The organism is Thalassoglobus sp., assembly GCF_048270125.1.
Taxonomy (GTDB): Bacteria; Planctomycetota; Planctomycetia; order Planctomycetales; family Planctomycetaceae; genus Thalassoglobus.
The window spans coordinates 216,727-232,369 of record NZ_JBLWTN010000004.1 but is presented as its reverse complement, the minus strand read 5'-3'; the positions used below and the strand labels follow the sequence as shown (position 1 = coordinate 232,369).

The 15,643-nt window shown below is 49.2% G+C and carries 7 protein-coding genes; 1 reads left to right on the top strand and 6 read right to left on the bottom strand.

Annotated features, from left to right (window positions below; translation table 11 throughout):
• Positions 1-24: 24 nt before the first annotated feature.
• Complete coding sequence (locus tag ACN0YR_RS07110) at positions 25-4,953, bottom strand: PVC-type heme-binding CxxCH protein (RefSeq protein ID WP_417848500.1); 4,929 nt, start codon at positions 4,951-4,953, stop codon at positions 25-27.
• A gap of 1,002 nt (positions 4,954-5,955) precedes the next feature.
• Between ACN0YR_RS07110 and ACN0YR_RS07105 the strand changes: the two genes are divergently transcribed.
• On the top strand, positions 5,956-8,502 hold the full coding sequence (locus ACN0YR_RS07105) for an inverse autotransporter beta domain-containing protein (protein WP_417848499.1): 2,547 nt from the start codon (positions 5,956-5,958) through the stop codon (positions 8,500-8,502).
• 155 nt (positions 8,503-8,657) lie between these two features.
• Here the strand turns inward: ACN0YR_RS07105 and ACN0YR_RS07100 are convergent, their stop codons facing one another.
• From ACN0YR_RS07100 to ACN0YR_RS07080, 5 genes are all read right to left on the bottom strand, one after another.
• Positions 8,658-10,187, bottom strand: a complete 1,530-nt coding sequence (locus ACN0YR_RS07100) for an HTTM domain-containing protein (RefSeq protein ID WP_417848498.1) — start codon at positions 10,185-10,187, stop codon at positions 8,658-8,660.
• Between the two features lie 227 nt (positions 10,188-10,414).
• Positions 10,415-11,617 carry an aspartate aminotransferase family protein gene (locus ACN0YR_RS07095; protein ID WP_417848497.1) on the bottom strand — a complete coding sequence of 401 codons (1,203 nt, stop codon included), beginning with the start codon at positions 11,615-11,617 and terminating at the stop codon, positions 10,415-10,417.
• A gap of 173 nt (positions 11,618-11,790) precedes the next feature.
• Positions 11,791-12,666 carry an acetylglutamate kinase gene (gene argB / locus ACN0YR_RS07090; RefSeq protein ID WP_417848496.1) on the bottom strand — a complete coding sequence of 292 codons (876 nt, stop codon included), beginning with the start codon at positions 12,664-12,666 and terminating at the stop codon, positions 11,791-11,793.
• 415 nt (positions 12,667-13,081) lie between these two features.
• A complete protein-coding gene (gene rimI, locus ACN0YR_RS07085; protein ID WP_231739955.1) occupies positions 13,082-13,618 on the bottom strand; it encodes a ribosomal protein S18-alanine N-acetyltransferase in 537 nt (178 codons plus the stop codon).
• Positions 13,619-13,951: 333 nt separating this feature from the next.
• A complete protein-coding gene (locus ACN0YR_RS07080; RefSeq protein ID WP_417848495.1) occupies positions 13,952-15,604 on the bottom strand; it encodes a hypothetical protein in 1,653 nt (550 codons plus the stop codon).
• Positions 15,605-15,643: the final 39 nt, after the last annotated feature.

Below are 15,643 nucleotides of genomic sequence, written 5' to 3'. Positions count from 1 at the left end.
GGACACATGATAGAGCAAACTGCTTTAATGATGATGGTGGCCGTGGAACAGTTTGTGATTCTTGTCCCCTTTAGAAACAACAAAGGCGATCAAATCAAGAATCTCTTCAGGTGAGAGTTTATTGACCAACCCTTGCGGCATCAAAGAGAGTTCCGCTTGTTTCCGACCTTCAATCGAATCCTTTTTGAGAATCGTCGGTTTGTCTTTCGCCAGCGGATCGATCACAACATGGATCTCGTCGTCAGTTTCCTTCATGACCATCCCGGTAACGATTTTTCCTGAATCGAGGAGGAAGGTATGCGACTGATACTTTGGCTCGATCTCTTTCGAAGGTTCAAGAATTGAGCGAAGAATGAAATCAGTTGTTTGTTTTTTCGGTTCCAGTTTCGCGAGGTCAGGACCAAAAACGCGCCCTTCGTTGTCGAGTTGGTGACACCCCACGCAACTGGCGACTTTAAAGAGCTGCTTGCCGACTTCAAAGGAACGACCACTTGAGAGTCCCTTCACTTCGTCGATCAGTTCTTCGTATTTCCATTCATGACTTCGAGTGTTGAGCGTGAGCAACTCATCCTTAATCTCAAGAGTATGCTTGGCCAGATACTTTTCAGGATCGGCATTGTACTCCTGCAAATTCTCGACCACATACAGTGCCCCATACATCCGTCGCCAGTGGCCGGGATAGGTACAGACGTACGGATAAACACCCGGAGTTTTCGGGACATTGAAACTCAATGCCTGATTTTCTCCCGGTTGCAACAACCGGCTGGCAAGGAGAATCTCATCACTTTCAGGGATATAATTTCGCTGCATCGCATCGGCATCACGTCCAGTTGCCTCTGCGAGTTCCCCGACGGTTTGCAGCGCGCCTGGATTTGTGATCGCAAAGTTATGCGGCATGGCATCGGTATTCGAAAACCGGAATTCCACCGGCTTTCCAGCTTGGACGGCGATTAGCTCTTTGTCGTAAATCATCCGATGCGTCACGGTTCCAATTGCGATGACGGGGACATTGAGATTCTCCAGCCGACTCAATACCGCTTTGGCTTCTTCGTCAGGAAGTTGACTGCTCAGCGACTTCGCCAGGGCGATGGCATCCATCGCTGGTCCGCCAGTTCGACTTTGAGCCGGCATGTTCGAGAGGTATCCGACAAGGTTGTCGAGCATCGGACGAATTTGAATGTCTGGCCAATTCTCAATCGGAATGTTGCGTAGAGCGCGGATGGCTGAAGGTCGATTCCGCCCCTGTTTCACAAGTTTCGCAAGTGAATTAACCTTAGCGATTTCGTGACCGGGGATAGAATCGAGAGCACGGATCGCTACATCGTGAAGGGTCTCGCTTCCCTGAATGAGCAGGCTCTCCGGTGCGATTTTCTGCAACTTGAAACCTGGCCCCGACCAGCGAACCCGCAATCCATCTCCGCCACCGTTGTCGAAGTACGTCACAGTCAACGGATGAATTCCCGCAGGCAGGTCGATGGCTCCTCGCTTTTCGCTCATGCCGTGCAGACCATCGTGATTGATCACTAACTTGTTTGCGACATAAACACGCGAACCATCATCCGAGGCAATTGCGAAGGTATATTTTCCAGACTTTGGTGCGACAATCATCCCGGTGAATTTCAGTGCGAATTTGTCCCGCTCCTTCAATTGCGGAACATCCATCACAATTTCAGGCACGATCCCCGAGTCTTTGGGAACCATTTTCGCCAGAGTCTCCAGTGCAACATTGGAAGCACTCGGATAGTAGTATTCGACTTTGATTCCATTTTCGTAGGAGGTTCCGGCTCCCTTTTCTGCTTTCAAATTTCCGGGCAAATCGAAAATGAGTGGCTCGACCTTGCTGAACAATTCGCCCCGTACTTTCACATCCACAGTCGGGACAGCGTCGAGAAAATCCTGGAGGCGCTCCTTCGATGCAGACGCAGTCAGAAAGGCATCGTCTGGACCTGCTGAAGCAACCCAGGCGGCATAAGCCAGCCGCTTGACTGCCGGAGTTGCACCGTTGATCGCAATGTTTTCAATTTCATTCTGTTTGACTTGCAGTGCGGAAGCTGGTTGCTTGAGCAGCAATTTCCCGAGAGTATTCACGTTTCCGTTGGGATTGCTTTGTGCCTCATTGAGCAGCTGCATCAGCAAATCGGTTTCGCTTTCTTTTGTCAGTTTGGACAATCCAGCGAGAGCAGCTTCCAACTGCACTTCGTTCGCTTCATCACGAGCGAGAATGGCGCGGTGAATCTCAGCAGAAGGCTCGAGCTTATTCAAGCTGTCGATCGACGCATTCATCAGGGCATAACTCGTCGCAGCCGCAGAGAGTTGATTCCCCGAGGCGATTGACTCTTCAATCATCTGATCCAGATTGAGTTGCCCTTTGGCATAGTTGATGACGGTTGTGAGTTCAGGATCAACGGGCTGAGCCATCACCTGAAAAATCACTTCAAGTGGAGTTGCCCCTTTGAACTCTACTGCCGATTTCACTGCTTCAGCGCGGACGAGTGCAGAGGAGTCCTTGGCTGCCGCCATCAAAATTGAATCCCACTCAGGCACATTACCACTCCAGTGCCCGAGAGTTCGAATCGCAGCGGCGCGGACTTTGGGTTCTTTCGCCTGAAAAATTTTCTTGAGTAAATCTTCATTCGGTACACGGTGCTCTTCGAAGACCCACAAGCATTCGAGAAGCGCCTGTGCCTCGTCGCGTTCTTTCGGACTTTTGAGTGGATCTAACTGAGCAGCAAAGAGACTGACTTGCTCAACAACATCTTTCGTTTCACGTCCACTCAGTTCCAGGCGGGCTCGATAGCGAGTTCCATTCTCGTAAGCGAAGAAGTTTTCACAAACTTCTTTGATCGGTTTGCCACGCATTTTTGCTGGCTTCACAAGCGGTCGCCCGGGGGACGTAACTCGGTAGATGCGACCGTGATCGTGATCGCGATTGGGGTCTCGCATATTGTGCTGCATGTGACCAATCAGAACATTGTGCCAGTCTGCAATATACAAAGCTCCGTCGCCGCCAATTTCCATATCACTCGGGCGGAAGTTCTGGTCTGACGAGACCAGAATCGGATCAATTTCGACTGCAGTAATGTCCGCACCGTCGTACTTCACTTCATGTTGCAGCACTCCTAAAAAACCGATGGCATTGGCAATCAAAAAATTGCCGTTGAGCTCCTCGGGGAAGTGGCTGCTTGACAGCAAACCTGTTGCCGGAACGGGTCGGACTCGTTTCTCGTACCACTTTTTGTTTCCGACACCTTTTCCGATATTGATATACGAACCAGTTCCACTCGTTCCGTCGCTGGCAAACTGGTATCCCCAACGATCAAAGACATCACCGTGTGGATTTGGGCCGATAGGAAAATGAAACTCCGTTTCGAATGTCCGCGGGTTGAAGCGGTGTACGCCGGTCTGTCCCGAACGATACGTTTTCGTCGGCGTTTCAAAGTTGGCGACATTAAACACACCACGCGACCAGTAGAGCCAGCCATCGGGACCGATCAACATTGCATTGGCAGAGTGATGAGTGTCGGCACTTGAAATTCCTTGCAGCATGCGAATTTTGACATCCGCTTTGTCATCGCCATTCGTATCTTTCAAAAACCAAATTTCCGGAGGAGCCGCCACCAAAACTCCGCCGCCCCAAAATTCGAATCCTGTAATGCTGTTCAACTCATCTGCGAACACAATGCAATCATCTGCCACACCATCATTGTCCTCGTCTGGAAGAATAACGATCGCATCCTCACGTTTCTGAGTCGGATTCCAGTGCGGATAGGATGGCCAGACCGACACCCACAAACGGCTATCAGAATCGACAGACATTTGAACCGGGTTAATGAGTCTCGGAAACATCTTCTCGGATGCGAATAAGTTGACTTTCATATCTTTGTGAACTTCCATTTTGGAAATGGCGTCCGTCGCATCCAGATACGGGAACTTTTCATCTTCGAGCGGTCCCGGCTTGTTCGTTTTCACCTTGAGCTCTTCAGGAAGATTGTCATCTGTGACGGCCAGATCACCTCCCCGTGCGACCGCCCAGACACGGCGATCGCGATTGGCTGTCATCACATCGAAAATTTCCATTTCGCGTTTCATGACATCTGCATTGGACTGCCCAAACCAAGCCAATTTTGAACGACCACCATAAACGTTGTAGCCATCGACCACGCGGTAACGGTTAAACCAGTAGTCGTTCTTATCAAGAACAGCCTCACGCAGTTTGCTGATTTCATCATCGCCTGGGATTTTCGCTTGAGGGTAAAGTGCTTTCAGCACTTGCTGAGCGACCAACCGGTTTCCATGATCAAGAAGATGAATACCATTCATGGTGAGTGGCTTTTCCGCAGCCGCGTAAAGTTCTTGAGTCATCGAAAACAAGTCGACAAACTGAACATTGCCCGCTTTGCAAATCTTTCGCATCGCTTCGGTATACATGGCAAGCTTACGATTGTTCTCAGAGCCATTCGGAAGATGCGGACTTCCGAGGTTTTCATGAGCAATCGGTGAGAAGATCACCAGCCGTGGAGCAGACTCTCCGTTGTACTTCTGCTGACTCATCTTCTCGATCATCGCTGCCAGATCGGCCTCGAATTTTTTCAAGTCCGCCTCACCGCGCAACGCTTCGTTGTATCCAAAGAAACAAAAGACAAGATCCGCTTCACACTTCGCCATCCATTGATCGGGGTCGCCAAAGTTTGCGGATCGTGGTCGCGTCGTTACTTCGTCTCCAGAGAAGCCAAGGTTCCGAAATGTCAGATCAGCTTCGGGGTGCAGTGCGTGCAAGTAAGTTTCCAACCAGGCATGATGCTGCATCCGGTCTGCCAGAGTGTTGCCGATGTAGACAACGTGGTCTCCCTGATTCAATTTCAGCTTTGGCTCAGCAGATTCGGAGGCCAAGGGGCCACCTGGAAAACAGACTCCGCAGAGGAAGAAGAGTGTTGTGCGCACAAATGTGGTCATATTCTGTCGATGTCCAGCAATGCGACCCTGCTGCATTTCAATTGATGCAGATCCAGATCATAAGTGTTCGCGAGAGTGAATTCTGATAGCACAAAAAACGTCGGGTTCATTGGCGATTCAGAGTCTAATTTTTCACAAGGAGTGTACCGAACGAGCAGGGCAAGTCGCTACCGAATCACGAATGTTGATGCGATTCCGGCCGCTTCGCCCTCTTGAGGCGATTGCTCAATCTGGAAGATTCTGAATGCATCGGAGCCGAATTCAAACACAAAGTCGGAACTGTTTGAGTTCGTCCGGGATCGTCCTTTCAGAGAACGATGAGAAGGTCGTTCTGCCTGCTGCGACTCGTGCCTGCTGCGACTCAATTGCTGCTGCTACTCAATTGCTGCTCAGTTATGACTACTGCTCAGTTGTGACTCAGTTCAAAAGTGTTTCATCGACTTTAGGAAGAGTTCATCAACGTGCGGTGGCAGCTGGTTTCACCATGGCTGTTTTCGCAACGGTTGTAACAAGAAATGCAACACGAGTAGCCACGAAAAATTCAAATGCAGGCTGACAAACTTTACATCGAAATAAGTTTTCAACGCTGCGTCTCAATTCTGCCACAACGCTCCCCGTTGAAATGCATTCCATCTGAAGAACCCGAATAACCGTTAATCTCTCTCCAAGAAATTACGATCGGATCAACCGGCAGGAATTGCAGCTCGATGCCGAGACAGACAATGAGGACGGCAAGACTTGCGAGATGAACCACTACAACCGTTGCAATCGATTGTTCACACTTTACCGGCATTTAACGTAACCCAATTAAAAACAACACGTTACAACAACTCAGAACTGAGTGTTTCAACTGGCTGACAATCAAAGTCAGTCAAACTGCAACGGTTACTCCGATTCTCCGTACGCTCCCCCACATCATCACTTCTACTACGACGCTCGTCCGATTCCTTGATGCATACCACCGCACTTTGCGCTCTATGTGTTAGAACAGGGACCGTTATTATGAAACGCTTAATTTTCAGCATGGCTACCGTAGCCTCGCTCCTCGTTGGCGGAAACGCCGCTCACGCCCAGACTAACCGCTGGGATGCCTATCTGGAAATTGAGGGGCGCGGAGGCGATCGTGAAGAACGAAGCCAAACTCGAACCTTCCTCCCGATTTTCAGTGACAGCGACAGTTTGCTGTTCGGTGACATCCGCATGATGTACTCCGACAAAGACACTTGGGAAGGAAACTTTGGTATTGGTTATCGCCAAATCACTGCCAGCCAACGTATCTTCGGTGCGTATGGTTTCTACGACATTCGAGACACTGACCACAACAACGTTTTCCACCAGGCGACTCTGGGTGCGGAATTGTTGGACATTAACTGGGGACTACGTTCAAACGTTTATCTCCCAGACACTTCATCACAACGAGCTGGTGGAGCAAACGCATTCCTTCAAGGAAATCAAATCCTTGTCCAAGGAAACCAGGAACGAGCTTACTACGGTGTTGACGTAGAAGCTGAGCACATCCTGTGGCGTGACGACTATGCCGGGCAGTCAATTCCCGGTATCGGTGGCGACATGGAAATCTGGGCAGCTGGTGGATACTTCCATTTCGACAACGACGCATCAGGCTTCCAGCACATTGCTGGTCCACGGGCACGTGTTGAAGCTCGTCTTTATGACTTGCCAGCACTCGGAAACGATTCACGATTGGTACTGAGCGGACAATACGAATACGACGATGTTCGTGGTTCAGTCAGCCAAGGTTTCCTCAGCGTCCGTATTCCACTCGGTGGCAATGGATGCAAACAACCTAAGCTCGGTCTACTCGATCGCCGTATGGTTACCCCCATCGTGCGTGACATCGACATCATCACAAACGTTGCTCAAGCTGGAAACATCTTCCAGGGTGTGAACGCCAAAACAGGAACCGTCCTGGACGACGTCGTGACACTGACAGCTGCAGACAACGTACGAAACATCATTGAAAACGGTCCTAATGGACGAACCTACATTCTTGACGGCGTCGACGGACCATTCGCCTTCGGTGGCGGTCCAGCCGGAGCCATTGACCTCAACAACCGACAAATCCTGATCGGTGGTGGTGGATCAATGAATGTTGTTGGAGCAGGATCAAATCTGAACGCAGTCTTTACTGCTGAAGGAGAAGCGTTCACGTTCCAACGTCTTAATGACAACGGCAATGTCATCAACCTGGCACGACACAACGGAATCTACGGTCTAACCCTTGATGGTGGTCAAGATTCAATTTTCGGAACCAATCCAGGCACATTCGAAATCGCTGGCAACACTCTGATGAATGCTAGTGACGACTTGATCGACATCCGAGCGAATAATGGAACCACTATCGGATGCATTATCGATAACACATTCCTCTCCAATGGTGATGAAGCAATCAACATCGAGACTTCAGATGACGCTTTGGCCTACTTCGATATCGCCGGAAACCTCTTTTCAATGACTGACAGTGATGGAGTCATCATCGAAGTTAATGATAATTCAGAAGTTCACGTTGATATTCGCAACAACGAATTTGTTGGCCAAGGTAATGACGGAGTTGATCTAGATGTTGATGACAATGGATCATTGTTCGCCAACATTTCGAACAACATCTTTGACGATGTCGATGACAATGCCATCGAGATTGACCTCGATGACAGCAGCTACTTGAACGCCATCATTGCTGGAAACAAGATTCTCGGTCGAGGAAACACCGGAGATGGGATTGAGATCGATCTTGATGACACCACCTATCTTGATCTCGTCGTTGAAGACAACATCTTTGATGATATCAATGACGATGCCATTGATATTGATCTCGATGACAACAGCTACATGAACGCCATGGTTGCCGGGAACCGGTTCTTAGGTCGCGGTAACACCGGCGACGGAATTGACGTTTTCCTCAATGACGATTCTGTCGTGGATCTTGTTGTCCATCACAACATCTTTGACGGCATGACTCACAGGGCATTCGAGGCAGATCTGTATTCAGGTTCTGAGCTGTATCTCGACTTCCACGGAAACGACATCCTCGGACGAAACACCACCGAAGATGGAGTCAGAATCAATGCGTACGACGGTAGCTACCTCGACGCGATTGTTGAAGGCAACAAATTCAAGGATCTATTGTTCGATGGTGTTCACATCGATGGATATGGCGGATCAGACCTCGTTGTCGACATTCTCGATAACCGATTCAAGAATGTCCAAGAAGGTAACATCCTGGTTCATGCATTTGATGGGGCAAACCTGGATGCAATCATCAACAACAACAACATCAAGGGCGGAGATATCGGAATTGATGCCTACGGCCAGTTCGGTGGTGATCACTTCGTGACTATCGGCGGAAACAAAATCCGCAAAGTCACGGGAACAGGAATCGCTGTTGGGTCGATCGACGACTTGTTCCTGGATGACGCTGGGATGAACAACAAAGTCCGAGTGACTGGTGGCGGAACTGTTTCAGACATCGAAGATAGCGGAGATGTCATCGGAACCATTCGCATCAACGGCTCAGACATCACTGTCCCGTAATTAAGATCAGGTCATCTTTGATCTGAACTGAATCGAGCACTTAGCCCCCGGTCGCTGACCGGGGGCTATTTTCGTTTAGAGTGCATTTTAAATAGTTGTGAGATGCCCCATAGACTTAGATTTGATTTGCTCCCGATCGCATCGACGATGGGCAATTACTGGATCGATCCAGAATATTCAATTGCCGATGCATACTTCACCGGAGATTTCAAGAGTGATTCTGATTCTGTTTCCGGCACTTGATCTTTGTAGACTTGAGCGATGACATCTCTCCGCTCTTCTGGCGTTTTTGGGTACTGCCCAGGTCGTTGATACTTATCTAACGGGACAATCCAATCGGGGACTTCAAACATCCCATACGAGGCCTTGGCGAGATCCGTCTCGGGATTGATCATCAACTGGTAAGGCCGCCCGTTCATCGAGGCAATCGAAACACATGAAATTTTGACATCCTCCCAGCCTTCTTTTTTGAGAGCGTCGCTCACGCTATGGGCGTACTGCAAAATGAAATGCGGATTTTTGACCATTCTTTCAACATGAACTTTGCTGAGATGTGGCAGGATTTCCGGATGCTCTTCCAGATACCTCTCTGCCTCTGGTGGATCAAACTTGAGCTTCAAGAACGCATCCTTATGACGCAGCATCATCCTCCAGGAAAAGCATTGCCCGACTTCCGACCAACCAGGATCGTCTGAGTAGGTTAAAATTCGCATCGGAAGAATTGCCTGAAACGAAATCCATCCACACACAAAGGCTGTCAATCCCCAACTCGCTAATTGCACAGGGCGGGTGGCTGTAATGGGCGTCTCTAAAACTGTTTGAGGAACCTTCCCCATTTTAGAGCCGATCCAACGGAAAATTTTTCGCGGAAGGTCCGGTTCAACAAACAGGAGCAGCAACCCGATTCCAATTAACGGGAAGAGTCCAATCTGAAACAGCGTCGAGTTTGTGGCATGAAACACGATGAGTAACAGCATCGTGAAGACGCGAGTTCGTTTCGAAAGCAACGTAAATCCGGCAACCAGATCAAGAATCAACCCAGTCCAACAGACCACGTAAATAAACCAGCCTTGTGTCAAAAACATTGACAGCATGTGGCTGGAGTCTTTGTGTGAAAACCAAAATCGGACAGGTTCACCTGCCAGCCAATCGCTATTCAGTTTCGCAACACCTCCAAAGAAATAGAGGATCACGATCTGGCTGCGCAATAGTACGAGATTCCACATGGGGACAGTTTGAGCGTGAAGATCAGTCGCTTTCTTCCGGCCCCACTTTCCAGGCAACGGCAGCCGATAGCAGCGATCAGCCTCACAGAGCATCATTAAGAAGCTCATCAAGATCGTTAAATAGAAGTGGTTGTTGTAGTAGATCTTTTCGATCAAAAACAGATGCGTGAAGATGACCAGAAAAACTGCGGACGCAGCACGATAGTAATAACCAATCGTGATCAGAATCGCTGCGATAAGCATCACCGAAATTTCGGTTTGCATCATCCAGACTTCGGGCAGCGGTTTCACAAATGGAAACAGGGAATAGGTAAAATGGAAGTATTCAGGTGAATACATTCCATCAGCTTTGGGGAGTTTTCGAATCGACTCCCAGACCATCAATAAGCCCCAGAGAATTCGAAACAGGCCAAGCGACGATCCATCAACCCGGCGAGCTAACTGTTCTCGCAACCACATGGAAACTCACAATTCGATCGATAACCTAACGCATCTCATTCAACCAACCGCAGGGAATGATGATTACGTTGAAATTTCGAGTTTCCGTTATCACGAATCGCTCAACGACGTCAAGAGGAATCGAACCGGGTCGATTCTTACTGGCATAATGTGCAGATCAAGGAGCAATTGGGCTCGCAAATCTTTTGCCGGACACTTGAAGTCTCCGGCAAAAGATGGGCTTTGCATTAATCGGCGCCAACTTCATCTGCCATCTCTTTCAGAACATCTGCGATAATGTCACAGCCCTGAGAGATGTCTGCATCAGTCACATTGAGTGCGGGAAGCAATCGGATCACAGTGTCGTGTGTCGCGTTCAGAAGAAGCCCACGATCCATTGCTTTTTTCACCGCAGGCGTGGCGGTGATGTTCAAATCAACACCAATCATCGCACCACAGACCCGGACTTCTTCGATGATAGGAATTTCATTTTTCAGGTTCGTGAAAAACTCTTCGAAGCGTGCTGAGAGCTTTTGGCAATTCTCCAGCAAGTTCTCTGCTTCGATGGTCTCGACAGTCGCTTTTCCGGCGACCATCGCAATCGGGTTCCCGCCGAAAGTACTCGCGTGCATTCCCGGACGAAGTGAGGGTGCGACCTCGTCTTTGGCAATGATCGCACCACAAGCCACACCAGCTGCGATTCCCTTCGCCATTGTCATGATATCCGGTTGGACACCGAATGTTTGGTAGGCAAACCATTGACCGGTTCGCCCCATACCTGTTTGCACTTCGTCAAAGATGAGGACCATCTCATTCTCATCACAGATATCACGCAACCCCTGCAAAAAACCATCAGCCGGTGTGTTAACACCACCTTCGCCCTGTACAGGTTCGATGAGAATCGCTGCGGTTTCCTTATCGACAAGTTGCCGCACAGCATCCAGATCGTTGTGCGGTGCGTACGTAAACCCCGCCATCATCGGACCGATGCCCTCATGATATTTTGGTTGAGCAGTTGCAGTCACCGCTCCGTAAGTTCGACCATGAAATCCGTTTTCGAAAGTAATGATCTTGTAGCGATCTTTGGGAGTATGAAGTCGCGCGAGCTTGATTGCTCCTTCAACGGCCTCGGCCCCGCTGTTGCAGAAGAAAGCTTTCCCAAATCCTCGTGTGCAAATCGCTTCGGCAAATTCGCCTTGAGGCTCCATATACCAGGTATTTGGAACGTGGATCAGCTTAGCAACTTGCTCTTGAACTGCTTGAATCACTCTCTCAGGAGAGTAGCCCAAAATGTTACATCCCCAACCGGGAAACAGGTCGAGATATTCTTTTCCTTCAGCATCAAAAACGTGACTCCCCTCACCACGCACCAGGCTAATTGGATAGCGTCCGTAGTTCGGAATGACGTACTGATCGAAGAGAGAAATCGTTTCCTGGCTGGATCGTGACATTTGATTAGGATCTGGTGATTAGAGCAATTTCAATGCTTGCCGTGCCCTTGAAGATCACTTTCATGACTTCAGAGCCTGCTCGCCACGAGGCGGAACATTAAGACCGGGATTGGAATTGCTCCGGGAACTAGGAGTTAGGAAAAAACGACGCTAAAACACTCGGACCAACTCACTCACGCGACGATTTCAGTACCGACGCCGAGATTGGAGTAGATTTCGAGAAGCAGCGAATGAGGAGTTCCAGCGTCGATGATATGAATCTTTCCGACGCCAACTTCAAGGGCCTCTAACGCAGCTTCGACCTTGGGGACCATCCCGGTGGAAATTGTGCCATCAGCGATCAACTCTCGACAACGACTCACGGTGAGGTGCTGAACTAGAGTCGCAGGGTCATCTTTGTCGAGATAAATTCCGGGGACATCGCTCAGAAAAACGAGTTTCTCGGCGTTAATCAACTTCGCAACCGCTGCGGCTGCGGTATCGGCATTTACGTTGAGTCCTCCACCATCGGCATCGAGGGCGATCGATGGCAAGACTGGAATCACACCGGCGCGACAGGTTGCATGTAAGAGTTCGCTGCGAATTCCGGTGACATATCCAACACGACCAAGATCGACAGCAGCCCCGTTCTCATCTTCCAGCTGAAGCCGTTGCCCCGTCAGAACATTTTGTGAATTGACATGCAATCCGACTGATTTGCCACCGAGAGTTTTAATTTGGTCAACAAGTGATTCACAGATTTCGTCTGCAAGAATCTTCTTTGCGATCTCTAATGTTTTTTCGTCTGTATAACGACGTCCCTGAACGAAACGCGGCTCAATCCCAGCTTCAGCCATTCCTCGGCTGATTGACTTTCCACCTCCATGAACAAGAATCGGTCTCATTCCGACCGCTTCCATGAAGATGACATCGGATAAGCAGCGACGGACCGAATCAGGATCATCGAGCGCGCTTCCCCCCAGTTTCACGACCACATAACGATCACGAAACTTTCGAATCCATCCAAGCGCTTCCACCAGCACCTTAGCTTTTGAAATTGCGTCGTTCACAGAATGATCCCAATATGCCTTTGAAAACGGATACGATAAAGACGAACGCGACCAACTTTAAGTGTGACGCAAGGAATAATGCAAAAAAACACCGCCCGGAATAGTTCTGGGCAGTGCTTAAGGGGGGGGCAAGTTGTCTTTACAGACTTTATTTCAGTATCGCCGATTCCTGAAGAACCGACCTTGGAACAGATTCAGTGCATATGACTCGTGAGAAAACCGAGCAGTTCGCTGAATTTTGTGAATCTCGTTGTGGTTAAACTCTTTCCAAGAAACGCTTTACGCAACTCTTCAAATATTAATGCAGTGACAAGCCAGAGCATCTTCAAAACTTGTCGTACCCGCGAGGTTCATCTTCATGACTTCATAGACTGCTCGCCAGGAGGCACAACGTATAGAACAATGTTGGTTTGCCCTACGCTACGTCGATTTCTGAAATCCGATTGTGTGGTGCAAATTCGGCAGCTGCTCCGCTGTTTGCGTCGAGCCGGAACTGCATTGTGTAGGCATCTTCTTCGGTATCGTCGAAATGACTTCGCAGAACACAAACCGCTCGGAAGTGTTGTTGCTTAAAGAAGAGTTGTGTTTCGAGATCGCGTTCACGAACTTCGATCAGAATTTCGTTACGTCGCTGTTGAGAAAGCTTATCAACGAGACGAAGAGTCATCTGAGTCCCGATTCCATGCCGACGGTAATCCGGGTCGACTGCGAAATTCAGGATATGTAGACGAGACTTATGAAGTTCATAAATCATAAACCCGACGATTTTCTGGTCGTACTCAGCAACCATGCCGATGCAGTTGCGTTGTCTGAGACAGGTCAAAAAATCTTCGTCAGTCCAGGGATGTCCATACGTCGATTTTTCAATCCGCAAAACATCTGGCATGTCCCGACGAATTAACCAACGAATTTGCACATCCAGGTGCTGTTCTGATGAGGAACTTGGCTCCACGATGGCCTCCATGCCAACCTAAAACTAATGCTCAAACAAAAAACGTCTTCGAACGCCTTGATGATCATTCAATCAACTCAATCAGACTAACACAGGTTCACGGTTGCTGTGAAGTCGGAAAAGAGGATTTCTGAAGGTCTCGTGATCGAGTCGCGTAAATTGCCGAATTGGAACACAACTGACTTGACAGGACCAACAAAACCGTCGTGGTATGAAAAGCGAATCAGAGAACAATTCTCAAGAATACCAACACCAGTCTTCACGTTCCCGTCGTGGCGAGCAGTCTCTGAAGGAATGGCCAGACGGAAAATACCCCGACGGGAATCAACAGCCTCAAGCTTGAACTTGAGCAGGCTCGAGCAATTCGGTCGCCAGAGAGCTGACAGCTTCGACCGGAAATAAGACGGAAGAATATTCACGACTGCGAAGAACAGAATTCGCTTTCAGTTGCAATTCTTTTTCAGCAAGTGTTCGCTTTAGAGAATCGACTTGCGGTTTCGCCAACTTGAATAGCGAGTCATTCACGGCGTTGAGTTCGCGGTGACGATTCCGATTTTGGAATCGATTCTTGACGCGTTCGCGTTTTGGAAGATTCGTCGTCTGGGCGGACCAATGCTCCCGAATCAATTCGTTTTTTTTCGCTTTGAGTGAACCAGCCAGATCGTCAGTCAAATAGCGATCAGCGTTGAACTGGTAATCTCTCAGCTTGGCTTTGAGTTCACGGACTTCACTTTCCGTCACATCGAATGAATCGACGGGGAGGTGGAGTGTTGCAGAGAGGACTAGAAAATGCGGCGGAATAATTCCAAAGAAATCGGCGATCAGCCGATCCGTCATTTCGTCGTACTTTGCTCCTCCGATCCCATGAATAAACAGGTCGGCCAGACAGAGCCGTGCGAAGAGTGTCGTCGTCAATGCTCGTGTGCGCAGTTTCCCTGTGACCTGAAGACTCTCCAGTTCAGCCAGCAATGTTTCAGGTGTCGCTGACAGGATCTCTTTGCCTCGACACAAAAGCTTAATGTTATCTTCGGTACGCGAAACAAAGACTCGTCCTCGTTCAGAGTCTCCCTCTCTCCAGAACCAGAAGGGCATCTCAACAGCATCGCCGGACTGTTCTAAATTCGGAACAGGGTGCCGATCATTTCTGATTCCATTTTCACGCCGATACGCTTCGACGTTCGAGTTGTAGCTCGCGTGAAATCGTTCCGCATTGAAAAGAAGGTGGCCCACAAAAATGAGAAATGCATCTGTCTTGCAAATTTCACTCAACGGAATTTCTAAATTTCCACCTCCACAACGGCGTTCCTGCTGCATCCGAGCAGCCGAAAGAGCAGCGACCATTGAGGTATTATTTTGACTTGATGCCACCGCATCCGGCCACATCTGAGAGACAAGGGGATCGATGTCCCACTGTGCCATCTGTTCTTTCACACGATCTGAGAACGAGTTGAAAACTTCAGGGGCGCGAATTTGAAGTTCTTCCCAAGGTTGCTGGGACAGTTCTGAATCGAAGCTGACATCGATATTTTTAGGTTCACGGCGACTCCCATCCGGGACACGAATCGATTGCTTTCCCACCGTGTCGTTATCGACAATGATGTTCAGTCCGATTCCCTGGCTACTTTGTGCCATTCCTGCTGCTGCGAAGTTCTTCGCCCACACTCCTGGATGAGCCAGTTGAGGTTGATGGCCAGTGACAAACAAAAGTGACGCATGGTGGGAACACTCCGCACAGGCGAGATTTTGCCCGATAATGGAGTTTGTCCACTCAACCGCTTTGGTGATGACTTGGCTGCGCGCTCGTTTTCGGAGTTCGGATAGTGGAAAAGAGCCGATTTCGATTTTCTCAGCCGCAAGTTGCTCTGCGTTCTGTTTCGCATTCTGGATCGCTGTCGGCAGATCCGGAACAGCGAGGACTTCTCCATCCTGCTGCGGAGCTTGATATCGACGAGTTTCGAGCGTGGCTAATGTACGCGATGCAGACATAACAAATAATGTGGCGGCAGAAAGTGAGTGAATCGGACG

What these genes read in the sequence shown, in the direction of transcription:
- ACN0YR_RS07110 (WP_417848500.1), bottom strand. Translation starts at nt 4,953, where the DNA reads ATGACCACATTTGTGCGCACAACACTCTTCTTCCTCTGCGGAGTCTGT.
- ACN0YR_RS07080 (WP_417848495.1), bottom strand. Translation starts at nt 15,604, where the DNA reads ATGTCTGCATCGCGTACATTAGCCACGCTCGAAACTCGTCGATATCAA.
- ACN0YR_RS07095 (WP_417848497.1), bottom strand. Translation starts at nt 11,617, where the DNA reads ATGTCACGATCCAGCCAGGAAACGATTTCTCTCTTCGATCAGTACGTC.
- ACN0YR_RS07100 (WP_417848498.1), bottom strand. Translation starts at nt 10,187, where the DNA reads ATGTGGTTGCGAGAACAGTTAGCTCGCCGGGTTGATGGATCGTCGCTT.
- ACN0YR_RS07105 (WP_417848499.1), top strand. Translation starts at nt 5,956, where the DNA reads ATGAAACGCTTAATTTTCAGCATGGCTACCGTAGCCTCGCTCCTCGTT.